The organism is Mesorhizobium sp. LMG17149, assembly GCF_024518695.1.
Classification (GTDB): Bacteria; Pseudomonadota; Alphaproteobacteria; order Rhizobiales; family Rhizobiaceae; genus Mesorhizobium.
In genome coordinates, this window is sequence record NZ_JANIFL010000007.1 from 108,404 (window position 1) to 134,044 (window position 25,641).

23 protein-coding genes are annotated in these 25,641 nt (G+C 62.6%); 17 read left to right on the forward strand and 6 right to left on the reverse strand.

Going from position 1 to position 25,641, the window contains the following annotated elements; all coding sequences use genetic code 11:
* The first annotated feature begins 79 nt into the window (after positions 1 to 79).
* The 8 genes from NP945_RS17940 (at position 80) to NP945_RS17975 (ending at position 7,963) form a co-directional block, all read left to right on the forward strand.
* Positions 80 to 856, forward strand: a complete 777-nt coding sequence (locus tag NP945_RS17940) for an SDR family NAD(P)-dependent oxidoreductase (protein ID WP_127330587.1) — start codon at positions 80 to 82, stop codon at positions 854 to 856.
* Between the two features lie 27 nt (positions 857 to 883).
* Positions 884 to 1,543: an L-fuculose-phosphate aldolase gene (locus tag NP945_RS17945; RefSeq protein ID WP_127330585.1), complete on the forward strand. Its 660-nt coding sequence runs from the start codon at positions 884 to 886 to the stop codon at positions 1,541 to 1,543.
* 63 nt (positions 1,544 to 1,606) lie between these two features.
* Positions 1,607 to 2,608 carry a sugar ABC transporter substrate-binding protein gene (locus NP945_RS17950; RefSeq protein ID WP_027035479.1) on the forward strand — a complete coding sequence of 334 codons (1,002 nt, stop codon included), beginning with the start codon at positions 1,607 to 1,609 and terminating at the stop codon, positions 2,606 to 2,608.
* Between the two features lie 102 nt (positions 2,609 to 2,710).
* A complete protein-coding gene (locus NP945_RS17955; protein WP_128306845.1) occupies positions 2,711 to 4,204 on the forward strand; it encodes a sugar ABC transporter ATP-binding protein in 1,494 nt (497 codons plus the stop codon).
* Complete coding sequence (locus NP945_RS17960) at positions 4,201 to 5,232, forward strand: ABC transporter permease (protein ID WP_256747107.1); 1,032 nt, start codon at positions 4,201 to 4,203, stop codon at positions 5,230 to 5,232. Before NP945_RS17955 ends, NP945_RS17960 begins: the two co-directional genes overlap by 4 nt.
* Positions 5,229 to 6,212, forward strand: coding sequence for an ABC transporter permease (locus NP945_RS17965; protein WP_256747108.1), 984 nt, complete (start codon positions 5,229 to 5,231; stop codon positions 6,210 to 6,212). Before NP945_RS17960 ends, NP945_RS17965 begins: the two co-directional genes overlap by 4 nt.
* Before the next feature lie 21 nt (positions 6,213 to 6,233).
* On the forward strand, positions 6,234 to 7,199 hold the full coding sequence (locus NP945_RS17970) for a carbohydrate kinase family protein (protein ID WP_256747109.1): 966 nt from the start codon (positions 6,234 to 6,236) through the stop codon (positions 7,197 to 7,199).
* Entirely contained in the window at positions 7,196 to 7,963 is a 768-nt protein-coding gene (locus NP945_RS17975; RefSeq protein ID WP_127330579.1) for an SDR family NAD(P)-dependent oxidoreductase, read from the forward strand. The genes NP945_RS17970 and NP945_RS17975 overlap by 4 nt, the downstream gene beginning before the upstream one ends.
* 334 nt (positions 7,964 to 8,297) lie before the next feature.
* Here the strand turns inward: NP945_RS17975 and NP945_RS17980 are convergent, their stop codons facing one another.
* Positions 8,298 to 9,728 carry an NAD-dependent succinate-semialdehyde dehydrogenase gene (locus tag NP945_RS17980; RefSeq protein ID WP_256747110.1) on the reverse strand — a complete coding sequence of 477 codons (1,431 nt, stop codon included), beginning with the start codon at positions 9,726 to 9,728 and terminating at the stop codon, positions 8,298 to 8,300.
* A 112-nt stretch (positions 9,729 to 9,840) separates the two neighbouring features.
* On the opposite strand from NP945_RS17980, the gene NP945_RS17985 reads away from it, so the two are divergent.
* From NP945_RS17985 to NP945_RS18025, 9 genes are all read left to right on the forward strand, one after another.
* Complete coding sequence (locus NP945_RS17985; RefSeq protein ID WP_256747111.1) at positions 9,841 to 10,521, forward strand: GntR family transcriptional regulator; 681 nt, start codon at positions 9,841 to 9,843, stop codon at positions 10,519 to 10,521.
* Positions 10,522 to 10,524: 3 nt separating this feature from the next.
* The gene (locus tag NP945_RS17990) at positions 10,525 to 11,517 is read left to right on the forward strand and encodes a proline racemase family protein (protein WP_256747112.1); all 993 of its coding nucleotides are present in this window, start codon (positions 10,525 to 10,527) and stop codon (positions 11,515 to 11,517) included.
* A 28-nt stretch (positions 11,518 to 11,545) separates the two neighbouring features.
* Positions 11,546 to 12,388, forward strand: a complete 843-nt coding sequence (locus NP945_RS17995) for a transporter substrate-binding domain-containing protein (protein WP_256747113.1) — start codon at positions 11,546 to 11,548, stop codon at positions 12,386 to 12,388.
* 74 nt (positions 12,389 to 12,462) lie between these two features.
* The gene (locus NP945_RS18000) at positions 12,463 to 13,119 is read left to right on the forward strand and encodes an amino acid ABC transporter permease (protein ID WP_256747114.1); all 657 of its coding nucleotides are present in this window, start codon (positions 12,463 to 12,465) and stop codon (positions 13,117 to 13,119) included.
* The gene (locus NP945_RS18005; RefSeq protein ID WP_306283213.1) at positions 13,116 to 13,976 is read left to right on the forward strand and encodes an amino acid ABC transporter ATP-binding protein; all 861 of its coding nucleotides are present in this window, start codon (positions 13,116 to 13,118) and stop codon (positions 13,974 to 13,976) included. The genes NP945_RS18000 and NP945_RS18005 overlap by 4 nt, the downstream gene beginning before the upstream one ends.
* An 84-nt stretch (positions 13,977 to 14,060) precedes the next feature.
* Positions 14,061 to 15,536, forward strand: a complete 1,476-nt coding sequence (locus NP945_RS18010; protein ID WP_256747115.1) for an aldehyde dehydrogenase — start codon at positions 14,061 to 14,063, stop codon at positions 15,534 to 15,536.
* Between the two features lie 14 nt (positions 15,537 to 15,550).
* A complete protein-coding gene (locus tag NP945_RS18015) occupies positions 15,551 to 17,242 on the forward strand; it encodes a GMC family oxidoreductase (RefSeq protein WP_256747116.1) in 1,692 nt (563 codons plus the stop codon).
* A 19-nt stretch (positions 17,243 to 17,261) separates the two neighbouring features.
* The gene (locus NP945_RS18020) at positions 17,262 to 18,044 is read left to right on the forward strand and encodes an HpcH/HpaI aldolase/citrate lyase family protein (RefSeq protein ID WP_256747117.1); all 783 of its coding nucleotides are present in this window, start codon (positions 17,262 to 17,264) and stop codon (positions 18,042 to 18,044) included.
* Positions 18,045 to 18,064: 20 nt separating this feature from the next.
* Positions 18,065 to 19,330 carry an FAD-binding oxidoreductase gene (locus tag NP945_RS18025; protein WP_256747118.1) on the forward strand — a complete coding sequence of 422 codons (1,266 nt, stop codon included), beginning with the start codon at positions 18,065 to 18,067 and terminating at the stop codon, positions 19,328 to 19,330.
* Between the two features lie 604 nt (positions 19,331 to 19,934).
* Here the strand turns inward: NP945_RS18025 and NP945_RS18035 are convergent.
* The 5 genes from NP945_RS18035 to NP945_RS18055 form a co-directional block, all read right to left on the reverse strand.
* A complete protein-coding gene (locus NP945_RS18035; protein ID WP_256747119.1) occupies positions 19,935 to 21,245 on the reverse strand; it encodes an HlyD family type I secretion periplasmic adaptor subunit in 1,311 nt (436 codons plus the stop codon).
* On the reverse strand, positions 21,245 to 22,990 hold the full coding sequence (locus NP945_RS18040; RefSeq protein WP_256747120.1) for a type I secretion system permease/ATPase: 1,746 nt from the start codon (positions 22,988 to 22,990) through the stop codon (positions 21,245 to 21,247). The genes NP945_RS18035 and NP945_RS18040 overlap by 1 nt, the downstream gene beginning before the upstream one ends.
* 101 nt (positions 22,991 to 23,091) lie before the next feature.
* Entirely contained in the window at positions 23,092 to 24,483 is a 1,392-nt protein-coding gene (locus tag NP945_RS18045; protein WP_256747121.1) for a family 16 glycosylhydrolase, read from the reverse strand.
* A 596-nt stretch (positions 24,484 to 25,079) separates the two neighbouring features.
* Positions 25,080 to 25,343 (reverse strand): hypothetical protein, encoded by a 264-nt coding sequence (locus NP945_RS18050; protein WP_127396655.1) that lies wholly within the window; start codon positions 25,341 to 25,343, stop codon positions 25,080 to 25,082.
* Positions 25,327 to 25,590 carry a hypothetical protein gene (locus tag NP945_RS18055; RefSeq protein WP_256747122.1) on the reverse strand — a complete coding sequence of 88 codons (264 nt, stop codon included), beginning with the start codon at positions 25,588 to 25,590 and terminating at the stop codon, positions 25,327 to 25,329. The genes NP945_RS18050 and NP945_RS18055 overlap by 17 nt, the downstream gene beginning before the upstream one ends.
* Positions 25,591 to 25,641 lie beyond the last annotated feature (51 nt).

Here is a 25,641-nt window from a genome sequence, read left to right on the forward strand (position 1 = left end):
TCGATCGGCTTGCGACGCCACGTTGGTGTCGAGGGGAAGGTTTTGCCCGCGTTCAAGCCTCGCCTGATGGAGGATTAGCATGGACTACCGGTCGCAATTCGACCTGACGGGCGAGGTTGCCGTCGTCACCGGCGGTGCCAGCGGCATCGGTCTGGAGGCCGCCAAGGCGCTCGGCACCTGCGGCGCGCGCATCGTCCTGCTCGACATGAATATGCAAGGCCTGGATGCAGCCGCCGAGGCGCTTAAGGGGGCCGGTGTCGCAAGCGTCGATGGCCGCGTGCTCGACGTCACCGATCCACGTGCCGTCGAGGCGATAGCCGCCCGGATCGTCAGCGATTTCGGCCAGGTCGACATACTGGTCAACAGCGCCGGCATCGCCCGCCTCAACACCGCGCTCGACACATCCGACGAGGAATGGCGCCAGGTGATGGATGTCAACGTCAACGGCGTCTACTGGGCCTCGCGTGCCTTCGGCCGCTCCATGGTCGCCCGCAAGAAGGGCTCGATCGTCAATCTCGGCTCGATGTCGGGCCTGATCATCAACCGTCCGCAGACCGCGCCCTCCTACATGGTGAGCAAGGGCGCCGTGCACATGATGACCAAGGCGCTTGCCGTCGAATGGGCAAAATCAGGTGTGCGCGTCAACGCGCTCGCGCCAGGTTATGTCGGGACGGAGATGACGCTGAAAATGCGCGAGCGCCCCGAACTCTTCAACACCTGGATCGACATGACGCCGATGGGCCGGCTCGGCGAGCCGCACGAGATCGCTTCGGCGATCCTGTTTCTCGCCTCGCCGGCGTCGAGCTACGTCACCGGCGCGATCCTGTCGATCGATGGCGGCTACACGGCCTGGTGACGGGCCGAGCAAGGATTGGAATATCGCATGATCGTTTCGGACCTAGAGGCACGCCAGGCAATCATCGACGCCTGCCTCGAGATGAATGCGCTGGGCATCAATCAGGGTACGTCAGGCAATGTCAGCCGGCGCCATGGCGAAGGCATGCTGATCTCGCCGACCAGCACGCCTTACGAGACACTGGTGCCCGAGGACATCGTCTTCATGGCCTGGGACGGCGAGGTCGACGGGCGCCTGCCGCCCTCGAGCGAATGGCGCTTCCATCTCGACATCATGAAGGCGCGGCCCGAGGTCAACGCGGTCGTCCACGCGCATCCGACCTACTGCACGACCATCGCCATCATGGGCCGGAAGATACCGGCGATCCACTACATGGTCGCGGTCGCCGGCGGCAGCGACATTCGCTGTGCGCCCTACGCCACCTTCGGCACGGCGGAGCTCTCGGCGCATGCGGTGGAGGCGCTGCGCGACCGCAAGGCCTGCCTGCTTGCACAGCACGGCATGATTTCGGTCGGCTCCAGCCTCAGCCAGGCGATGTGGCTGGCGGTCGAGGTGGAAACGCTGGCGCGCCAGTATCACGGCGCCCTTCAGATCGGCGAGCCGCCGATCCTGTCCGAGGAAGAGATCGAAAACGTCATCAGCCGCATGGCCAGCTACGGCCTGCGCGACAAGGAGGCTGCTGCCTGAGCGGCGGTCATCTGACAGAATCCTCCGGGAAGGTCCGGAGCGATCAACAAGGGAGGAAATGAAATGACCGGATCAATGAAAGGCCTCGTCAAAGCGCTCGCTTTGGGGTTGGCGGCGGCTTGCAGCCTGGCTGCCATCTCGAGCGTGAGTGCCGAGGAACTGTCGCTGAAGGGCAAGCGCATCGGCGTTTCCGCCATCGGCACGGACCATTACTGGGACCTGATGGCGTTTCGCGGCATCCAGGACCGCGTGAAGGAGCTCGGCGGCGAAGTCATCGCGCTCGATGCCGGCCGCAAGGACCAGCAGCAAATCGCGCAGCTGCAGACGCTGATCGCGCAGAAGCCCGACGCCATCATCGAGCAGCTCGGCAACCTCGAAGTGCTGAACCCGTGGCTGCAGAAGATCCGCGACGCCGGCATCCCGCTGTTCACCGTCGACACCGCGACGCCGCACGCGATCAACAACACCACGTCCAACAACTACAATATCGGCGCCGAGATCGCTCTGCAGATGGTCGCCGACATGGGCGGCAAGGGCAATGTGCTGGTCTTCAACGGCTTCTACAGCGTGCCGGTCTGCAAGATCCGCTACGACCAGCTGAAATATGTGCTGACCTCGTTCCCCGATGTGAAGATCGTCGAGCCGGAACTGCGCGACGTCATCCCGAACACCGTGCAGAGCGCCTATTCCAACGTCACCGACATGCTGACCAAGTCGCCCGAGAAGGGCTCGATCGGCGCGGTCTGGGCCTGCTGGGACGTGCCGCAGATCGGCGCCACGCAGGCGGTCGAAGCCGCCGGCCGCAACGAGGTCAAGACCTATGGCATCGACGGCAGCCCGGAAGTCATCAAGATGGTGATGGATCCGAAGTCGTCCGCCGGTGCCGTGGCAGCGCAGCAGCCCTATGAAATCGGCAAGACATCGGTCGACAATGCCGCCAGATATCTTGCCGGCCAGAAGGTCGCGCCCTTCACCTTCGTGCCCGCGGTGCTGATCAACAAGGAAAATGCCGCCGAAAAGGGAAAACCGTTCCTCGACGCGGCCGAGAAGGCTGGCGTTAAATAGGCTGAGCGAAACGGCGGGCGGGCATCCAGCGAAATGGCTGCCCGCCACCATCAACCAGGGTTGACGGCCATGCAGACAGCAAAGCGTGAAATTGCTGTATCGATGAGCAATATATCGAAGCGGTTCGGTCCGGTGCGAGCGCTGGAGAACGCGAACCTCGAGATCGTGCGCGGTTCGATCCTCGGCCTTGTCGGCCAGAACGGCGCCGGCAAGTCGACGATCATCAAGGTGCTGGCCGGTATCATCAAACCGGACAGCGGAACTATTGTCATCAATGGCGAGACCGTTACCGCCCTTTCGCCGGCATCGGTCGAAAAACTCGGCGTGCATTTCATCCATCAGGACAGGCTGCTGGTGCCGACCGCAACCGTCGGCGAGGCGGTGTTCCTCGGCCACGAAATCGGCTTCGGCCCCTTCGTCAGCCGCCGCGCCATGGAGCGCAAGGCAGCCGATCTGTTGCAGCGGTTCTTCGGCATGGAATTGCCGGCGGGAACCCTGGTCAAGGACCTGACGACGGCACAGCAGAAAGTGGTGCAGATCACGCGGGCGCTGGCGCAGAAAGCCTCGGTGCTGGTGCTCGACGAACCGACGGCGGCCCTGGTCAAGCGCGAGGTGGACAGTCTGTTCGACGTGCTGCGGCGGCTGCGCGACGACGGCATCGCGGTGGTCTTCATTTCCCACTACATGCAGGAAATCGAGAAGCTCTGCGACCGCGTCACCGTGATGCGCAATGGCACCGACGTCGGCATGGTCGACCCGCGCGAGACATCGATCGACGAGATCATCTCGATGATGATCGCCCGCGATGTCGGCGAGATGTTTCCCAAGCGTTCCGTCGTCTTGGGCGCGCCGGTGCTCGAAGTCGCCAATCTGCGTCTCGGCGGCGGTTTCGAAAACATCGGCTTCAACATTCGCGCCGGCGAGATCGTCGGCCTCACCGGCCTGCTCGGATCCGGCGCCAAGGAAATCGTGCAGTGCCTGTTCGGCCTCAAGACCGCCGAGGGCGGCTCGATCAAGGTCGAGGGGAAGGCGCTGTCGCTGTCGACGCCGGTCAAGGCGGTGCGCAGCGGCATCGCCATGCTGCCCGAGGATCGCCGCGCCCATGGCGTGGCGCTCGGCCTGTCGGTGCGCGAGAATGTTTCGCTGGCCAGCCTGCGCCGCTATTCGAGAAACGGTCTGGTCAGCCGCGGCAACGAGAACCAGGCGGTCGATGGGCTGATCAAGGAGCTGTCGATCAAGACGCCGCATCGCGATGCGCTGGTGCGCGAACTCTCCGGGGGCAACCAGCAGAAGGTGGCGATCGCCAAGTGGCTCAGCTGTCAGTCGCGGGTCTATGTGCTGGACGAGCCGACGGTGGCCGTCGATGTCGGCGCCAAGGTCGAGATTTACAATCTGTTGAACCGGCTGGCGGGCGAGGGTGCGGCGATCCTACTTCTATCGTCCGACCTGCTCGAGCTGGTCGGCGTCTGCGACCGCGCGCTGGTCGTCTATCGCGGCCGGCTTGCCGGCACCTTCTCCGGCCCGTCAATGAACAGCGACGCGCTGCTCGCGGCCTCGTCAGGCGCCCGCTCGAATGCTGATGGGTTGGCGGCATGAGCGCGACAACTCTCCACACCGAGGCCGGCGCGTCCGACGAAACCCGCGCCACCGGCAAAAGTGCTGGCCGGCGCTTCGCCACCATCGTCGTGCGTCTCGGCGCGATTGCCGCCTTTGCTGCGATCATGGCCTATTTCGTCGTCTTCGCGCCGGGCTTCACCTCGACCTTCAACCTCATCAACGTGGTCGAGCAGTCGGCGATCCTGGGCGTACTCGCCTATGGCATGACGACCGTCATCATCGGCGGCGGCTCCGATGTCACCGAAGGCGGTATCGACCTGTCGATCGCCGCCAATATGGGGCTGTGCGCCGCCGTCTACGCGACGCTGCTGTCGACGGGCCATGGCGACTTCATCTCGGTGCTCGCGGCCATTGCCGTCGGCATGACGGTCGGGGCGCTGAACGCCCTTGCCGTGGTCGGCCTCGGCATCCTGCCGCTGCTGGCGACGCTTGCCGTACTCAATGTCGCGGCCGGCATGGAACTCACGCTCACCCAGAACACGGTTGTCGGCGCATCCTCCCCGCTGCTCGGCTTCCTGGTCTCTGGCAGCTTTTTCGGCATCTCGGCGCTCGCCTGGGCGTTGATCGTCTTCTCCGCGATCATCATCGCCATCATCCATGGCACGGCGTTCGGGCTGCGGCTTTACGCGGTCGGCGGCCATCCGGAAGCGGCGCGGGCGGCAGGTCTCAGCGTTCCGGTCTATGTCTCCTTCACCTATGTCCTGAGCGGCTTCTGCGCGGCGGTGGCGAGCATCCTTACCGTTTCGCGGCTCTCGGCCAGCACACCTGGTTCCGGCGAACTGCTTTTGTCGGTGCTGGCGGCCGCCCTGCTCGGCACTGTCTTCTCCCGCCGCTTCGTGCCGACCATGGGCGGCACGCTGCTCAGCGTGCTGTTCATCGGCCTGCTCGCCAACGGCTTCCAACTGCTCAACGTTTCAAGTTACTGGGTAAACGGCGTGCAGGGCGCGCTGATCCTGCTGGTGGTGGCCATCACATCCTTTGCCCGCGGCTCGGAGGGTTCACGATGAGCAACTCGGCCAATGACCGCGCCAAGATGGGCCTGCGCGCCTTCCTTGCCAAATACAGCATGCTCGTCGCTTTCGCGGCGATCGTCGTCTTCTTCGCGGTGGCGAGCCCGACCTTCCTGACGCCGGCGAACCTCTTCAACGTGCTGGTCAACAATGTCGTCATGCTGGCGATCGTGGCGCTCGGGCTCACCATTGTCATCTCGTCCGGCGGCATCGATCTGTCCATCGGCGTGTCCGTCGACATGGCAAGCATGGTCTTCGTCATGCTGCTCGCCGCCGGCTATGGCGGGGTGGTCGGCGTCGGCGGCGGGCTGGGTGCAGCGCTCATCGTCGGCATCCTCAACGCAATTCTCATCACCAGGCTCAACATCAGCCCGTTCCTGGCGACGCTTGGCGTGCTGTTCATCGGCCAGAGCACGCAGCAGCTTGCCACCAGCGGCGGCCAGCCGATCTACCTCACCAGCGGCTATGCCGGCGACCAGTTCAACGCCATCGCCCGCACCGCTCTGTTCGGCGTGCCGACACCGGTGATCGTGCTGATCTTATCAGCCATCGCGGTCCACGTGCTGCTGCACCGCTCCGTTTTCGGCCGCTATGTGCAGGCGATGGGCGCGCAGCCCGGCGTCGCCTGGTATTCCGGCATCCGCGTGCCGCGCGAATTGTCGATGGTGCATGTGCTTTGTGCGCTGCTCGCCGGCGTCACCGGCATCCTGCTATCGGCGACGGTGAAGTCCTACGTGCCGCTCTCCGGCAACGCCTTCCTGCTTGACGCGATCGGCGCCACCTTCATCGGCACGACCCTCAGCCGCGAACGCAAGCCTTCGGTGGTCGGTACGCTGCTCGGCGTGTTGCTGCTCGCTATCGTCAAGAACGGGCTGCTGCTCATCGGCTGGAATTTCTACTGGCAGCAGGTCGGCATCGGCGTGCTGGTCTTCCTGGTGCTGGCCGTGAGCTTCGGCCTGCGCCGCGCCACCCATTGAGTTCGAAAGGTCAAGTCAGCCATGCCACAATTCGACATCAGCTCGATCGGCTTCTATGTCCTCGACATTCTGGGACGCCCGGTTTCGCGCATCCCCGAAGGTGGCCGCGCCGACTATATCGAGGAGATCCGCATGACCGTCGCCGGCACGGCCGGCGCGACCGGCATGGACTGCGCCATCCTTGGCCTGAAGACGCGGGCCGTCACCACGCTCGGCACCGACGACATGGGCGACTGGTTCCTCGCCAAGCTCAAGAAATATGGCCTCGAGTGCGGCCTCGTGCGCCGTGACGGCAGCGTGCAGACGTCCTCCACCATCCTGCCGGTGCGGCCGAACGGCGAGCGTCCGGCATTGCATGTGCCGGGCACCGCCACTTTGTTCGAAGTCGCCGACGCCGATCTCGACGCTGCCTTGGATGCAACCGTCGTCCATGTCGGTGGCACCGGCCTGTTGAAGCGTTTCGACGGCGAGCCGACGGTCAAGCTGTTGAAGCGCGCCAAGGAGCTTGGCCGCATCACCACCTTCGATCTCATCCAGGCGACGCCAGAGACCTGGGAACTGGTCGAACCGTGCCTGCCCTATATCGACTATTTCGTGCCCAGCATCGACGAGGCCGGCGAGATGGCGCATGACCGCGATCCGGACCGCGTCGCCGCCTTCTTCAAGGCAAGGGGCGTCAAGAATTGCATCCTCACCCTTGGCGCCGACGGCGTCCATGTCTCGCCCGAGCATGGCGAGGATTTTCATCTGCCGGCCTTCGAGGTCGAGGTCTTCGACACCACGGGCTGCGGCGACTCCTTCACCGCGGGCATCATCGTCGGCATCGTCAAGGGTTGGGACCTCAAGCAATCCGCGCGTTTTGCGAGCGCCGTCGCCGCCAAGGTGGCGATGGGACTCGGTTCCGACGGCAAACTCGTTTCATTCGACGACACGGTGGCGGCGATGAACTCGCTCCCCGTCAAGACATCAAAGGTGGAAGCAGCATGACCATTCTTCCTGAGGCCAAGGGCAAGACGGCCCTCGTCACCGGCGCGAGCCGCGGCATCGGCAGGGCGCTCGCGAAGGGGCTCTCCGAAGCGGGTTTCGATGTTGCCATCACCGATTTGCCGTCGCAGGCGGCGGAACTCGACGTGACCAGGGGCGAGATCGAGGCGGCCGGCCGCAAGGCCTATGTCTACACGATGGATGTCAGCAAGAAAAAGGAGATCGAAGCGACGGCGCAGGCGTTGCTTAAGGCCGCTGGCAGCATCGACGTGCTGGTCAACAATGCCGGCATCCTGAAGCCCAGCCTGCTCCAGGACCTCGACGAGGCCAACTGGGACGCGCATTTCGATATCAACGCCAAGGGCGTGCTGATGATGTGCCAGGCGGTGCTGCCGCATATGCGCGCCAAGAAATCGGGCCGGGTGATCAACATCGCCTCGATCGCCGGCCGCCAAGGCGTGCCGACGCAGGGCCACTACGCGGCGACCAAGGCGGTGGTGATTACGCTCACCCGCGTGCTCGCACAGGAAGTCGGCATGGACGGCGTCACCGTCAATGCGATTTGCCCTGGCATCATCCTGACCGAGATGGGCAAGAACAATCTGGGCAGCGAGGCCGCGATCCGCCACTGGGAAGAGGTCGCGGCGCTGAAGCGTCTCGGCGCGCCAGAGGATGTCGTCGGGCCGGTACTGTTCTTCGCTTCGGACCTGTCGGCGTTCGTCACCGGACAATCGCTCAATGTCGACGGTGGCATCTACTACCACTGATCCTCGCAGGGCTGGCCCACGTGATCGCCATGACGGCCCGGCGTGACGCGAACGAGACTATGCTGATGCAAAGGTCGGTTTTCTGCCAGATCATCCTGGAGGCTGCCAGTCCGCTCCCGGCCCAATGCCGCCGCGCTCGCAGCGTTGTGGGAAATGATTGACCTTCGTTGTGGATTGATTGAGGCACCCCTCTTACCGAACCAGTCGTCTTCCTGCCCTTTGGTTCGCCAGCCCATACGAGAGAATACGACGGAAACGGTTTGGCGAGCCACCCGTTAACATATTGATTTCATATAGAAAAACGGTAACGAGGACTGCCATCGAATGCTGCACGCTACATCTCGGTCACGAACTTCGTCCGCAGATAGGCGTCGAGGCCTTCGATGCCGCTTTCCGACCCATAGCCGGATTCATTGACGCCGCCGAACGGCGTTTCCGGTGTCGACACCATCATATGGTTGACGCCGACCATTCCGGCTTCCAACGCCGCCTCGGTCTTTTGGGCAAGAGTGAGATTGCGGGTGAAGACAAAGGAAGCCAGTCCGTAAGGCAGCGAATTTGCCCGCTCGATCATGTCTTCGAAAGTCGAGAAGGTGGTCGTTGGCGCGATCGGCCCGAACGGCTCCTCGGACATGATACGCGCCGTGTCGGGCACCTCTTTGAGCAATGTCGGAGCATAAAAATAGCCTTTGTTGCCGACACGTTTGCCGCCAGTGACGATAGTCGCGCCTTTCGCCGTTGCATCGCTGACGAAAGCGTCCATGGCGTCGAGTCGTCGCGGCGCAATCATCGGCCCCATCTGCACAGAGCTGTCGAGACCGTCGCCAATCCTGAGCTTTTCGGTGCGGGCGGCAAAGCCTTCGATGAAGCGGTCGTAGACAGCCTCATGCACGTAGAAACGGGTCGGTGAGGTACACACCTGGCCGGCATTGCGGAACTTGAACGTGACAACCGTATCGAGTGTCTTGTCCAGGTCGGCATCCTCATAGACGATGACGGGAGCATGGCCGCCAAGCTCCATGGTACAGCGCTTCAATGTGTCGGCGGCCTGTTTCTGCAGCAGCTTTCCAACCGCGGTCGAGCCGGTCAGCGAGACCTTCTTGGGGATCGGCGAGGCGATCAGGTAGGATGAGATCCGGGCAGGCTCGCCGAACACGATGTTGAGCACGCCCGCCGGAAGTCCGGCGTCCTGAAAGCAGCGGGCGATCGCCACGGCAGTTCCGGGCGTTTCCTCGGCCGGCTTCAGAATGATCGAGCAGCCGGCGCCAAGCGCGCCCGAAATCTTGCGGATGACATTGCTGGCCGGAAAGTTCCAAGCGGCGAAGGCAACGACCGGCCCGACCGGCTCCTTGAACGCCATCTGCCGCACGCCTGGCAGCCGGGCAGGGACGATGCGGCCATAGGCGCGCTTGCCTTCCTCGGCATACCAGCGGGTCGCGTCCGCTGCGAACTGCACCTCGCCCGTGGCCTCGGCCAGCGCCTTGCCATTTTCCATCGTCAGCGTGCGGGCAATGGTGTCCTTGCGCTGCTCGATCAAGTCGGCAGCCTTGCTCATGATGGCCCAGCGCTGCATTGCGGTCATGAACTTCCACAGCTTGAAACCTTTGGCCGAGGCGGCAAGAGCGCGGTCGAGATCGGCCTCCGTGGCGTGCGGCACGCCTGCCAGCACCTCTTCGGTGGCGGGGTTGATCAAGTCTTCCGTCTTGCCGTCCGATCCCTGGCACCACACGCCGTCAATCAGCAACTCGATCTTTTCTGGATACATGTCCTCGCCCTTTCAGCCCGGTGGTCTGCGGAAAATCCACCGGCAGATTGCATGTCACAAGAAAAATTCCGCGATGGCTTGACCTGTACATTGTATACAGTATGGTGTCGACATGATTTTAGCGCGCATCCAGAAATTATCGGTTGCCATCCCGGAGAACCTTGCCGAGATGCTGGAGGAGGAGATCATCTTCGGCCGCCTTAAGTCCCGGGAGCGATTGACCGAGGAAATGGTGGCCGCGCGCTACGGCGTCAGCCGGTCGCCGGTGCGCGAGGCGCTGAGGCTGCTTGAGCGGGACGGCCTGGTGATGCGCGAGGCCAGGCGTGGCATCTGGGTCTCGCCGATGTCGCAGCGCGATTTCGACGAGGTCTACACCTGCCGTATCGAACTTGAAGGGCTAGTCGCCAAGCAAGCCGCCGAATCCGCAGACATTGAGAAGAAGGCCGAGTTCAAGAGCCTGTTGTCGGAGCTGAAGCAGGCCCAGGCCAGGAACGATGCGCGGCAGTTCTTCATCGTCGACGTGCGCGGCTCCTTCCTGACCTACACGCTGGCCGGCAACAAGACGCTGACACGCCTGCTTGGCGGGCTGGAAAAGCAGGCCTTGCGTTACCGCTATCACGCCTACGAGCAGGATCCGAAGATCATCCAGCTGTCGCTTGACGACACGGCCCGCATCTATGATGCGATCACCGCCGGCGACGGCGAAAGCGCCAAGGCGATGACCGAAAACCTCATTCGGGAAATCTGGCAGAGCATGCGGGCCGGCATTCGCGACGCCTTCGGAGAGGGCTAGGTTGTGTCCAGCTTCTCGTCAGCGTTCAGCGTCATCGATTCCCATACCGCCGGCCATCCCACACGCGTCATCCTGAGCGGCGTTCCGAAACTCTCCGGTTCGAGCGTGCGGGAGAAGCGCGACCATTTCCGCGATCGCTTCGACCATCTACGCCCGGCACTGCTGCACGAGCCTCGCGGCCATGCCGCCATGGTCGGTCTCGTGCCGGTCGCCTCGGATGTTGCCGACTATGGCGCGTTCTTCATCTCGTCTTACGTCTATCTCGACATGTGTGGTCACGGCACGATCGGCTTTGCCAGGACGCTGGCCTTCACCGGGCAGATCACGGCTGAAACCGGTGACAGCTTCACCCTGGAAACGCCGGCGGGGATCGTCACGGTCCATTTGATCTGGAACGAAGACGGCTCGCTGGACCGCGTGCGCATAGCCAACGTGCCGAGCTATGTCGGGCTCGACCATCTCAGCGTGACCGTCGAGGGTGTCGGCAACGTCGATGCCGCGATCGTCTACGCCGGCATGTGGTACGCGCTGGTGGACGCGGCCGCACTCGGTTTCAAACTGCTTTCGGATAATGCATCGGCCTTGATGCGGGCCGGCGCCGGCATCAAGGACGCGATCAAGGCGGCAACGAAGGACCTGCCGCTGCTGGCGGGCGCTGCCGCGCCGAGCGTGCTTTTCTACGATGCCGACAGCGAGAGTTCGGCAACGCACTTCCTGGTTCTGGAATCAAACAAGTTCGACCGCTCACCCTGCGGCACCGGGACCTCGGCGCGTCTGACATATCTGCTGCAGAATGGGCTGATCGGCCCCGACCAGACCTACCGTGCCAGTAACATATTCGGCGTCCCGTTCGAGGCACGCCTGCAAGAGCGCCTCCAGGCCGAGGGCCGGGACGCGATGATTGTCGAAATCGAAGGCGCCGCCTTCATCACCTCGACCCAGACCATCTTCTTCGAGAAAGGCGATCCTCTCTCGCAGGGATTTCTATGCCGCTAACAACCAATAATCAGAAAAGGGGAATGAAATGAAACTCACAGTCATTCGTACGTTCATGGCCGCCTTGACCATCGGCCTTGGTCTGCTCTCGGCACCCATCGCGGCTTCGGCCGAAGACAATCCCTCCGCCGTCATCGAACAGATCCGCGCCAGCGGCGTGCTGAAAGTGCCGGTGATGACCGGCGAGGAGCCGGGTTATATCAAGGACCCGGCGACGGGCCAATGGAGCGGCTTCTACTACGAATTCCTCGGCGAGATCGCGACCCAGCTCGGCGTCAAGCTCGAGCCGGTCGAGACGACGTGGGGCAATCTGGCCGCCGACTTCCAGTCCAACAAGATCGATATCGCCATCGGCGTCAACCCGAACCCGAAGCGTGGCCTTGTCGTAGACTATCTGTGGGAGCCGCTGTTCACCGACGCTTGGGCCGTGCTGACGCCTCCCGGCAAGCCGGTCAAAACGTGGGCCGAGCTCAATTCGCCCGACAAGACCGTCGTCGTGCAGAAGGGCAGCACCATGCAGGTCGTTGCCGAGGCCTTGTTGCCGAAGGCCAAGATCACGCCGGTGGAAGATCGCGGCCTGGCGCTGATGGAACTCCAGGCTGGCCGTGCCGATGGCGTCGTCTTGTCCGTTTTCGACGCCTTGCAGATCACCAACCAGAAGATCGGCAATGTCTCGCTTCCCGAACCGATCCTGCGCAATCCGGCAACGCTTGCCGTGGCGCGCAAGCCCGGCAATGCCGGCTACATCAACTTCCTGACGAACTGGATTTTGCAGGAGCGTTCGCTCGGCCTCGCCCAAGGGAAACTTGCCCGCGCCTGGGAAGCCCGTGGCATCGATCTGTCGATCCTTCCGGCAGGCTTCTCCTTCTGATCGCAACAGCCTGGCCGCCGCATAGCGCAGCGGTCAGGCCACCACTGGACGTGCATCGAACCAGTGAGGGCGCCATGTTCGACTATACAGTCATAACCAACAACATCGGGTTGCTCTGGCAGGGCCTCCTGATGACGCTCTACTTTACCGTGATCACGATCGGCGCGGGCATGCTGATTGGCCTTTTCATCGGGTTGATCCAGCTGAGCACCTTCCGACCGCTGGTCATCCTCGGCCAGATTTATGTCGAGTTCTTCCGCAACATCCCGCTGCTCGTCACGCTGCTCTGGGTCTACTACGCCTTCCCGATCTTCGCTGGCATCAATGTCACGAAATTCTGGGCTGGATTCATCGGGCTGAGCTGCTACGTCGGCTCCTTCTACGCCGAAATCCTGCGTGCAGGCGTCCAATCGGTCGATCCCGGCCAGACAGATGCGGCGACCGCGATCGGCATGTCCTATGGCCAGCGCATGCGCCGGATCATCCTGCCGCAGGCCTTCCGCAAGATGATCCCGCCGCTAGCCGGGCAGTCGATCATCCAGATGAAGAACACGACGCTGCTATCGACGATAACGGTTCCCGACCTTCTCTATCAGGCGAGCTACATCTCGAGTTTCACCTATCGGCCGATGGAGGTTTACACTGCCGTAGGCGTCATCTTCCTGATCATCCTGGTTCCGCTGACGCTGCTGTCCCGGAAACTCGAGAAGAGCGGGGCGAGCATAAAATGAGCATCACTCAATCGAATGTTCCCATGCCGGCGAAGAGCGACAAGCCGGTTCTGCGGCTGGACAGCATCTGCCTGAAGTTCGGCGACAAGCGTGTGTTGAACGGCATCGATCTCTCGGTCGTCGAAGGCGAGGTGGTTGTGCTGATCGGCGCCAGCGGATCGGGAAAGACCTCGCTGCTGCGCTGCATCAACCTGCTCAATGTTCCGAGCAGCGGCAGCATTGTCATCGATGACGAGACGCTGTTCAGCAGGCAGGCCGATGGCAAAGACGCCCCGGTGCCGGCCCAGGAGGTCAACCGCATTCGCTCCAAGACCGGCATGGTCTTCCAGCAGTTCAATCTCTTCCCGCATATGACGGCGCTCGAAAACGTCATGGAAGGCCCGGTGATCGTCAAGAAGGAGCCGAAGCAGCAGGCGCGCCAGACGGCCCTGAAGCTTCTCGATCTCATGGGGCTGGCACAGCACGTGGAAAAGTATCCGCGCCAGCTTTCTGGCGGCCAGCAACAGCGCGTGGCCATCGCCAGAGCCATGGCGATGCAGCCGAAGGTGATGCTGTTCGACGAGCCGACCTCGGCACTCGATCCCGAACTCGTTGGCGAAGTGATGAAGGCGATGGTCGAGCTGGCCAGGAGCGGCATGACCATGGTGATCGTCACCCACGAGCTCGGCTTTGCTTTCGAGGTCGCCGATCGGGTCGTCTTTCTCGATCAGGGGCTGGTCGCCGAGGAAGGGCCACCCTCCAAGGTGCTGCTGCATCCCGAACATCCGCGTCTGAAGAGTTTTGTTGGACGCTTCCATGAATCGGCGGATCTGCTTCGCCCGTTCCTGGAGGCGCGTGAGGCCGAGAAGGCGTGTTGAAGGCAGCCCTCCTCACGCACAGCAGTCAAGCGGACAGCGTCGAATCCGCCCCTTTCGAGTTGGCCGCATAAGGAAATTTCAGTGATGTTGAGTTTTGATCCCGGCACGATCGCCGTCCCCAGGGGCCATCATATCGGCGGGCAGTTCATTGAACTGCCTGGCGCGGAGATCGAGGTTCTGCGCCCGTCCGATCTCCAGCCCATGGGGATGATCACCGATGGCGGCGAGGCAGTGGTGCAGCAAGCCGTCGATGCCGCGAAAAAGGCGCTGGCGCAGAGCCGTTGGGCGAAGATCGCGCCGCGCGATCGCGCCGCCGTGCTCATGCGGTTCGCGGCCCTGATCGAGGAGAACGCGACCTATCTCGGACAGCTGGAAGCGATGGGGTCGAGCCGGCTGATCTCGATGACCATTGCGCGTGACGCGGTGCGTACCGCTGGCGTTGTGCGCTATTACGCCGAGTTTTGCGACAAGATCGAGGGCACGGTCACCGCGACCGAGGCGAATGCGCTGAGCATCGTCAAGCACGAGCCCTACGGCATTGTCGGCGCGATCGTTCCCTGGAACTTTCCGATGATCACCGCAGCCTGGAAATTCGCCCCGGCGCTGGCCGCCGGCAATGCCGTGGTGATGAAGACATCGGAACTGACGCCGCATAGCCTTTTGGCGCTGGCGGAGTTTGCCGCGAAGGCCGGGCTTCCGGCAGGCCTGTTCAATGTCGTTAACGGCTATGGTCATACGACCGGGGCGGCGATCGTTCGCCATCCCGATATACTGAAAATCTCCTTCACCGGCTCGACGCAGACCGGGGCGGCGATCATGATCCTGGCCGCCCAGTCCGGCATCAAGCCCGTCACGCTCGAACTCGGCGGCAAGAGCCCGCAGCTGGTGCTGGCCGATGCCGGCGACATCGATGTGGTGGCTGGCCGTGTCGCCGCGGCCTTCATGGACAATGCGGGCCAGGTCTGCACGGCTGGTTCGCGACTGATCGTCGAGGACAAGATCGCGGACCAGCTTATCGAGCGCGTCATCGCCCGGACCAAGGCGATCAAGGCGGGGCCGACCTGGGACGAGACGACGACCTTCGCGCCGATCATCAGCCGCAAGCAGCTCGAGCGCATCGATGCGATGGTCCGCGCCAGCGTCAGTGAGGGTGCCGCGGTCGTCACAGGCGGCACGGTGCTGGAAGGGCGCAACGAAGGCAGTTTTTTCGCGCCGACGATCCTGGAGAACGTCACCGACGACAATGTCGGTTTCAAGGAGGAGTTTTTCGGCCCGGTGCTGACGGTACGCAGTTTCACCGAGCTGGAAGAAGGCCTCGCCCAGGCGGCGCACCCGGTCTACGGGCTTGCCGCCAGCGTCCACACCACGGATTTGAAGAAGGCGCTCAAGGCGGCGGATTCGATCGAGGCCGGCATGGTCTGGATCAACCAGCATGGACGCGGGCCGGAGTTCACCCACCCGGCCGGCGGCTACAAGAGCTCCGGTTTCGGCAAGGATATGGGCCGTGCCGGTATCGAGGCGTTCCTGCGCCAGAAGGCCATCTGGGCCAATTACGCTTGAGCGAGCGCAAGCACATGCAATTCGATTACATCATTGTCGGCGGCGGCTCGGCGGGCGCCGTGCTTGCCAGCCGCCTCTCGGAGAACGGCACCAAGCAGGTGGCGCTTTTCGAAGCCGGTCCCGACACGCCGCCGGACGATGTTCCCGAAGTGATCGCTGACAGCTACCCCGGCCTGTCCTATTTCGACCCGAAATACCATTGGACGGAACTGCGCGTCTTCAACCGCTCGCCGAAGCAGAATGCGCAGTTGGTCAAGACGGCCAAGCTCGAACAGGCCAAGGTGATGGGCGGTGGCTCCAGCATCAACGGCCAGTTCGCCGTGCGCGGTATGCCGCACGACTATGATGAATGGGAAGGTCTCGGCCTGCCCGGCTGGGGATGGGACGGCATGCTGCCCTATCTCAAGAAGCTCGAGCGCGATCTCGATTTCGATGGCGAGCTTCACAACAAGACCGGCCGCATTCCGATCCGCCGTGTCTTTCCAAAGGATTGGGCCGGCTTCACCAAATCAGTGCTCAAGCAGACGGAAAGGGAATATCCCTACCGGCCGGACTATAATGGCAGTTTCGAGGACGGCTCGTTCCCGCTGCCGCTGTCGAACGAGAACGATCGACGCGTGTCGACAGCGATCGGCTATCTCGACCCCGAGGCGCGCGCCCGGAAGAACCTGCACATCTTCGCCAATGCCTTCGTTGAGAGGCTGGTGACCAGGGGGACGCGTATCACCGGCGTCGAGGTCACGATCGCTGGCCGCACAAAGATCTACAACGCCAACGAGACGATCGTTTCAGCCGGCGCCCTGCATTCGCCGGCCATCCTGCTTCGTGCCGGCATCGGGCCGGCGGCGCAGCTGAAGCGGCTGGGCATCGAAGTGGTCGCCGATCGCCCCGGTGTAGGCGAGAACCTGACCGATCATCCGCATATAGCCGTCGGCGCGCATTTCAAGAAATCCGCGCGGCTCAAGCCCGGTCAGCGGCGCCACATCTTTCTGGGTGTCAGATATTCCTCGAACCATGCCGATTGCCATCCCGGTGACATGCTCCTGATGCCGGTCAACCGCGCCGGCTGGCATCCGCTCGGCAAGGCCATGGGCGCGCTCAATGTCTGCGTCAACAAATCCTATTCGCGCGGCACCGTCACTCTGAAGTCCCCCGTGCAGACCGATGAGCCGGTCGTCGATCTCAACATGGCCTCCGACGGCCGCGACCTGATGCGCCTGGTCGATGGCTTCAAGCGAATCTGCAAAATCATGCAGTCGCCCGATGTCCAGCAGCACGTCAACACCTGGTTCCTGGCCGGCTACAGCGATGAGGCGCGAGCGCTCAGTGTCCGCAAGCCGTCGAATTGGGTCAAGACCGCGACCGCGGCCTACCTTTTCGACTATGCGCCGTTCTTCCGCGAGACCTTGCTCAGGCGCAAGTTTGGCACCACCGACCGCATTCAGGCAATGATGAAGAATGAAGATCTGATCGTCGATTGGGTCAAGCAGTCCGTCTGGTCGGGCTGGCATGTCTCCGGCACCTGCAAGATGGGCGCAGACAACGATCCGCTGGCGGTGCTCGACGCCGAATGCCGCGTCCGCGGCGTTGAGGGGCTGCGGGTCGTTGACGCTTCGATCATGCCGACGATCATTGCCGCCAACACCAACATCACGACGATCGCCATCGCCGAAAAAGCGGCGGACTTGATTTTGCATTCCCGATAATCGAAAGGACATCAATTCTATGCGCAAGAACAAGGTGAAGGACATCTGGGCCGCCGGCGGCGAAGTGGTGACGGGCTGGCTCGGCATTCCATCGTCGATCTCGGCGGAACTGATGGCCAATCAAGGCTGGGATGCCCTGACGGTCGACCTCCAGCATGGTGCGACCGATTATGCCGACGCTGTGCCGATGCTGCAGGCGATCTCGACCACGGAGACAACGCCGATGGTGCGGGTGCCGTGGAACGATCCGGCGATCATCGGCAAAGTGCTCGACGCCGGCGCCTATGGCGTGATCTGCCCGATGGTCAACACCGCCGAGGAAGCGGATGCCTTCGTCAAGGCCTGCCGTTATTTCCCCAAAGGCGGTCGCAGCGTCGGCCCGCTGCGCGCCTCGCTCTATGCCGGCGCGGATTACTTCCAGCACGCCAACGACACCATCATCACCATGGCGATGATCGAGAGCGAGCAGGCGGTGAAGAACCTGGAAGACATCCTGAAGACGCCTAACCTCGACGCTATCTTCGTTGGACCGTCGGATCTGGCCGTGACCATGGGCGAGGCGCCGGGCTTCGATCCGCGCTATCCCGCCGTCTACGAGGCGATCGAATACATCGCAGCGAAATGCAAGGAAGCCGGGGTCATTCCCGGTATCCATTGCGGTTCGGTCGCCTATGGCGTCGACATGCGCAAGCTGGGCTATCGTTTCATGGCCTATCTCTCCGACTTCCGCATGCTGCAGCAAATGGTGGCGCGCTCGCTTCCCGCCTTTCGTGCAGGCACGCCGACCGCAGTAGCACCCTGATCGACACCGGATCGACCGCCATGACATCGACGAGCGTGCGGGGCAGCAAGGTGACGGTCATCGGTGCCGGCATCATCGGTGTCTGCACCGCGAATTACCTGCTTGAGCAGGGCTTTGCCGTCGAGGTGATCGATCCTGTCTTGCCGGGCTCGGAGGAGCAGTGCTCCTTCGGCAATGCCGGTGGCATCTGCCCGGGATCGTGCATTCCGAATTCGATGCCGGGCGTGCTCGGCAACGTGCCGAAATGGCTGATGGATCCCGAGGGGCCTCTGATCGTGCGGCTGGCCTACCTGCCGCACGCGCTGCCCTGGCTGCTGCGCTTCCTCGCCGCCAGCCGCAAGCCGCGTGTCGAAGAAATATCGGCGGCGATGCGCTCGCTGCACCGCTATACATTCGAGTGCTACGAGCCGCTGATCAAGGCCGCCGGGTGCGAGGATCTTCTGCAGAAACGCGGCCAGCTCTTTGTCCATGAAACGGCCGACGGTCCATCGAAGGGCGCCTATGGCCTCGGGCTGCGTCGCGAGCATGGCGTCAAGGTCGACATCCTCGATGCCGACGAAATCCGGCAGCTCGAACCGGCCCTGGCGCCGATCTTCAAGAGCGCTGTCTACCTGCCCGAACAGGGACAGTGCCCAAATCCTGGCCGGCTTGTTGCAAAGCTCGCCGAACATGCGGCGCGTCAGGGCGTCCGCTTCATCAGGGCGAAGGTGATCGGCTTCGACATGGCGGCTAACGGTCCATCGGCGCTGCGGCTGGAAGGCGGCGAGCGCATGCCGGTCGAGACCGTGGTGCTTTGCGCCGGCGCCTGGTCGGGCGATCTTGCCGGGAAGCTCGGCGACCGCATTCCGCTCGAGAGCGAACGCGGCTACCACGTTGTGGTCAAGGGCGCCGACACCGGCCTGCGCATCCAGACGATCTCGGCCGACCGCAAATTCGTTGCCTCGCCGATGGAGGATGGCCTGCGGATCGCCGGCAATGTCGAGTTCGCCGGCCTGAAGGCGCCGGCGAACTTGAGCCGGGCGGATGTTCTCCTGAAGCAGGCGAGGCCAATGTTCCGGAGACTGGAGGTCGGCGAGGTCACGCGCTGGATGGGGCACCGGCCGGGAACCCCCGACAGCATTCCGGTCATCGACCGGGCGTCGCGGGCGAAGAACGTCATCTATGCCTTCGGTCACGGCCATCAGGGCCTCATCGGCGGTGCCGTCACTGGCAAGATCGTGTCGGAACTTGCTGCCGGTTTCCCGCCTGCGATCGATCTGACGCCCTTCCGGGCGGATAGGTTCTGATCCAGAGCGTGCCGCTGTACCGGCAAGCCTTTCCGTTTTTGCATGGGGAAACGACGTGACCGCGAACACCAATACACAGGCCGCGAACCCGATCGATCCGCAACGCGCCTACGCCGTGCTGATCTGCGACCTGGTTGACCTGCGCTTCGGCCCTGACGGCAAGCCCGAACCGGGCGAAGTGCGTGCGCATATCGAAGCCAAGGGCGGCCGCTTCCACGCAGGCGCGCTTGGCGACAAAGCGGATCTTGAGCATGGCCGCGTGCATTTCTTCTACCTACCGGACCTCAGCCCCCGCGAAGAGCTGATCGAGGCCGCCGGCGACGGACGCTATGACGCTGTCATCGCCGCAGCGACTTTCCTTCCCGCGGAAACTGTTTTTCCGCTGGCCGGCGTGCGGATCGGTGCCGGCACCGGCAATATGGGCTCGCGCTCCTGGGGCGGCGGCAGCGGCGAGGGCGGCACGGCAGTGCTGATGAACACGCCCGGCATGGTGGTCATCGATTTCGGTTGTGACACCCGAGCCCGCCGGCAGCATCACGCAGGCGGCAGGCCCAATGAAGAGCTCGAGACGGGGAGCGGCCGGTCGTTGCAGCCCGGGCGCGTTTCACTCCTCCCGGAATGCTCGCTGGATCTGATCGGCCAAGGGCTTGACGAGATAGGACAGCATCGTGCGGCTGCTGGTCGAGAAGAACACCTCGACCGGCATGCCGGGCGCCAGGGTCAGTCTTTTGAGTCTGGCAAGTTCCGTGCGCGGCAAAACGATATGCACGGTGTAATAACCGGCGCCGGTGCGCTCGTCGGTGCTGAGATCGGCGGAGATCTTGCTGACGGTTCCGTTGAGTTCAGGCGTTGTGCGCTGATTGAAGGCCGAAAGCCGCAGCGTCGCCTCCTGCCCCTGTTTCAGCTGATCGATGTCCTGTGGCGCGACACGGGCTTCGACGGTCAGTTGGTCCGCGACCGGCACGATGAGCATGACCGGTTCGCCCGCAGTGATGACACCCCCAATCGTATGTACGGCAAGCTGAAGGACGACGCCGGCCTGCGGGCTGCGAATGTCGATGCGCTTGAGCTGGTCTTCGGCCGATACCTTGCGTTCGACGAGTTCCGAGAGTTTTGCCTGGACCTCACGCAGTTCGGTGGCGACTTCGCTGCGCAGATACTGATCGATCTGGATGATTTGCAGGCGGATTTCCGACGTGTGGCCTTTCGACTGCGCTATCGCGGCGGTCAGCTGCCCATGTTCAGCCTCCAGCCGCACGGCCTCGCGCTCGAGAGCGGTGATGCGATCGATCGAGACCAGCTTGCGCTGCCATAGTGTGCGCATGCCCGCGAGCTCGGTTCCGATCAGCTTGATTTCCTGGCTCTTGGCGTCCTTTTGCTCGGTCAGGCCGGAGACTTCTTCGGCGAGCTGGGAGATACGTTCCGCCAACTGCGCCTTCTGGCCAGCGCGTGCCTGCCGGCGGAACTCGAAGAGCGACTGCTCTCCGGCCATTGTGCCGCTGACATCCGGATCGTCCCGCCGAGACATCAGCGACGGCGGAAAACCGATGGCGTCCGCACCGTCGCGCTCGGCCTTGAGACGTGCCAGGCGGGCATCGAGTTCATCCGCGCTCTTGGTGACAATGGCCAGATTGGCGCGGGTGACGGTTTCATCGAGATGAATCAAAACCTGTCCCGCTTGCACGGCATCGCCTTCGCGCACGAAGATCTGGCCGACCACGCCGCCGGTTGGATGCTGCACCTTTTTGACGCTGGAATCGACAACCAGCTTTCCCGAGGCAATGACTGCGCCGGAGAGGTCGGTCACCGCTGCAAGGCTGCCCGCTCCACCGACCAGAAGGATGGAGGTCGCAACGCCGCCGAGCAGATAACGTCGAATGGTCCGATCGATCACCGATGTCGCCCTCTCCGCCATCAGAGCGCCGCCTCTTCAGGACTTGAGACAACTTTTAACGGAACACTGATGGGGCGGGTCACCTTGGTCATGATCTCATTCTTCGGGCCAAAGGCCTGGATACTGCCGTTCGTCATGACAAGGATCTGGTCAAGGCTTTGCAATGCACTCGGGCGATGCGCCACCACGATGGCCATGCCGCCTCTGTCGCGCACGCCCTGGATCGCCGCCGTCAAGGCGGCTTCGCCGTCGGCATCGAGATTGGAATTCGGCTCGTCGAGTATGACAAGAAACGGATCGCCATAGAGGGCACGCGCCAAGGCGACCCTCTGTCGCTGGCCCGCCGAAAGCGCCGACCCGGCCTCGCCGATACGCGTTTCATAACCTTCAGGCAGGTGAACCACCAGATCATGAACACCGGCGGCGCGCGCGGCGGCCAGTATCTTGTCCGAGGGGGGCTGGGGTTCGAAGCGAGCTATGTTCTCGGCAATGGTGCCATCGAACAACTCGACATCCTGCGGCAGATAACCGACATGCTTGCCGAGTTCTTCCGACGACCACTGGTCGAGCGTCGCACCGTCGAGCCTGACGGTACCGAGCACTGGCAGCCAGACACCGGCGATCGCTCTGACGAGCGAGGATTTCCCCGAAGCGCTCGGACCAATGATGCCGAGGCCGGCGCCCTTCTGCAGCACGAAGCCCGCATCCTGGACGACAAGGCGACGCTCGCCCGGCGGCGCCACACTGATGCCCTCTACCGAGAGGCGAAACGACGGTGGCGGAAGCGAGACACTTGTTGCTGCCTCGGGCAGCAGCCCCAGAAGCTGAGTCAGGCGCGCCCAGGCCTGTCGGGCGCTGACAAAGCTCTTCCAATGCGCGATCGCGAGTTCGATCGGCGCCAGCGCCCGGCTCATCATGATCGAACTGGCGATCATGATGCCGCCCGTCGCCTCCTGATGGATGACGAGCCAGGCGCCAATCGCCAGGATGCCGGATTGAAGCATCATGCGCACGACTTTCGATGTCGTTCCGAGCGTCCCCGCCAAATCGCTCGCCTTGGCATTGGTGCTGAGATAGTCGGCGTTGATGCCTGACCAGCGCTCGGCGATGCGTGGGCCAAAACCCATTGCCTGAAGCACCTCGACATTGCGGCGCGTCGCCTCCGCCAGCGTGTTGCGCGCAGCGGCCTGTGTGTTGGCACGTTTCGCGGGCTGCCTGGTGCGCACCTCCGCAAGCAAGGTCAGGCCAAACAGAATGACGGCGCCGAGCAGCGCGGTCATGCCGATCCAGAAATGGAACAGGAAACAGATTGCGAGGTAAAGCGGCATCCAAGGCAGGTCGAACAGCGCGGTCGGCCCAGCGCTCGACAGGAACGACCGGACCTGATCGAGGTCCCGCAATGATTGCAAGCCATCGCCGGTGAGCTTCGTGCGCAACGGCAGACGCATCAGTGCGATGTACACCTGCCCGCTGAGCCTCGCATCGAGCGCCATGCCGATACGCACCAGCAGCCGCGATCGGATCAGTTCGAGGACGCCCTGAAAGACGAACAGCGTGCCCGCAAACACGCAAAGGCCGACCAACGTCGGCACGCTGCGGCCGGGAATGACGCGATCGTAGACCTGCAGCATGAAGAACGAGCCGGTCAGCGCCAGGACGTTGACGACCCCGCTCATCAAGGCGATGCCGGCGAATGCCCGGCGAAAGGAAGCGAATATCGCCGTGAGCGTCGTTCGCGGCGGCTCAGATGGGTGGATGTGAGACATCTTCCTTCACCTCGGGTCCAGCGCGGGCGCAAGCGGCAATGAACGCGTCCAAGACCGGTTGGCGAAGGGTGTCGGTTTCACTCCATCTTCCAGCATGGCACCTAGATGAACCAATCATTCAGCGCGTAGGCATGGACATAGTCGACGTGCATTTCAGAAGGGGTGGCAAGCCCGTCGGCGGGCGCTCCCGCCATGCCGCCGACAGCCTGGTTGACCAGCATATACATTGGCTTGTGCATGTCGGCAGGCGTTGGTGCGCGGGCAACTTCGACATCGTCGAAATACCAGACCAGCTCGCTCGGGGTCCAAAGCACCCCATATTTGTGGAACCCTTCGGTATCCGCTGCATATACGGTCGATGTCACTTTCGTATGCGACCCCGTCGCGTTCGAGTGGCTGGTCAGGGTGAGCTTGTTGGGATCCTGGCCGACCATCTCCACTGCGTCCAGTTCCGGCGGCCAGGAGCCATCCGCCGGAAGAAGCCAGAAGGCCGGCCATGCACCCTGCTTTTCGGGCATGTCGGCTCGAATTTCGAAATAACCGTAGGTCTGTGCGAAGGAATGGTAGGTCGTCAACAGACCTGACGTGTAATCATAGTTGTTTATGTAGGGCTTGATCGCGTCGGGAGCCCGGGCGGCCGTAATGGTGAGAACACCGTCCTGGACGCTGAACGGGTTGACCGAACTCGTGGGGGCGTAGCTGGTGTCGATATACCACTGAAGCTCACTGTTGGTGGTGAGCGAGCTGCCGTTCGGAGCACCCCACCAGAAGTTCGTGTCCCAGGTCCCGCTAGAACCGCTGTGCAGGTTCAAAGTATTGAACTCGTCCGAGAAGGTGAGCGTCAGATGCGACTTGTCCAGGGCGAGATCGAACTGGTTGGCGCTGAACTGGTCGATGGTCTTGTTGGCGAAGACGAGAAACTCGGTTGGCGACAGGGTGAGTCGGACGTTCGATCCCGACTGCACCATGTTGGCGTGCACCTGGTCGAAGGAGGTGAAGCCGTAGCCTTCGACGCGCACAATATCGTCGGCGCCGAAGTCGAGAATGAGGTCGCTGCCATTGCCCGGTTTGACGACAAAAATGTCAGCGCCGTAGCCACCCTTGAGAACATCGTCGCCTTTCAAGCCGTCGAGCGTCTGCTGGCCGGAACCGCCGACGATGATATTGTTCAGAGCGTTTCCGAAGGCATATTGTTTATCGCCCGTGACCGTCAGATTCTCAAAATTCGCCGGCAGCCTGTAGCTCATCCAGGTCGAGATCGTATCGATGCCCTCGTTGGGCAGCTCCACCGCTTTGTTTTTCGCGGAGTACAGGTAGTAAATATCGTCGCCCTTGCCGCCATACATCGTGACGCTGACGCTGCCGTCGCCATACAGCGAATCGTTATAGATGCTGCCGTAGAGGGCCGGGCCCGAATTCGTTGCCGAGTACCACTTTGCGGAGGACCCACTATAGGGGAGCGGAACACCCTTGGCGTTGGTTACGGTGGCCATTTTACTCACAGCTCCGTTGGTTTGTTCCAAGCCCTAACACGATGGAAGGCAAAAGGAGCCGATACGTTTTGTCTTCCGACTTCGGAGGGTTACCAAAGAGTAAATGCGGGGGGGCCGACGCGTCCGTCAGGCCGTCGGTGGGGAACTTGAGACTGTTTTCGACGGCGCACTCAAACCACAATTAAGGCGTCCGAAAGGGCGGCGAACTTGCGCCAGCAACGCCGGCGTTAGCGGGCGCCGGCGATGGGGGTCGCTCCGGGTTGACGGTTGCACCACCGTCTCGCAGAAGTCGATTTGGGGCGGGTGATGCGGACTACGCGAAGCTGCGCCGGAACCAGTCGAGCGTTTCGATGACGTAGGCGGTCGCGCCGCAATCAGTTCCCTTCGGTTTCCTCTCGGGCCACCAAAGGCCGACGAGAATGGAAATCGGTATTCACTATGATGCCGCATTCGCGGCCGCTGCCTCGAAATGCGGGAAAGACCGTCTGGACCGCTCGCCGATCCAAATAATGCAGAAAGCTACATTGATGCTCCGAGACGCCCAAGCGGGCGCAGGCGACCCTAGCTGCCCAAACACTGGCGTCATTCATCGCAGTTCAGAGCCCAAGGGTCTGGCCTGTTTCCATCTGAAGGAAATCTGCCGACGAATTCCGGAACACCGCGTCTTGGAACGCATCGACGGCAGAGCCGTGGGTGACATCGACCAGCACGGCCGCTGCGGCTTCAACCTTGTCGGCCGCTTCGTCAACCTTGTTGAAACGCATCAGCATTCGATCGTGGAGCATCGACAACCGCGTGGCGTGATAAAGCACGCTGCGCTTGTGGTAATCCGAGTCCAGCGGCTCAAACAGTATTGTCATGACGGCAACTCCTCGCCATTTCATGTCCATTCGGGGTGATTTGGAGGCCGCCCACGTATAGATATTGGTCTGGCGCTCCCGGGGCCTCCGTCACGCGCTGTTGAGCTGCCCGGATCCTGCAGCACAGGGCGATATTCACCACGCCATTTTTCCTGTCCGTTTCTTCCTCTGCGCGCTTCAACGATTTCTCGGCGCGTTTGACGCGCAATCTTGAACTGCCAAGTTCGAAATCAAGAATTTCAGCCATCGTTCCGCTTCCTATGCGGTTGCGGTCCCTCGGCTGATAATTACGGCTGTT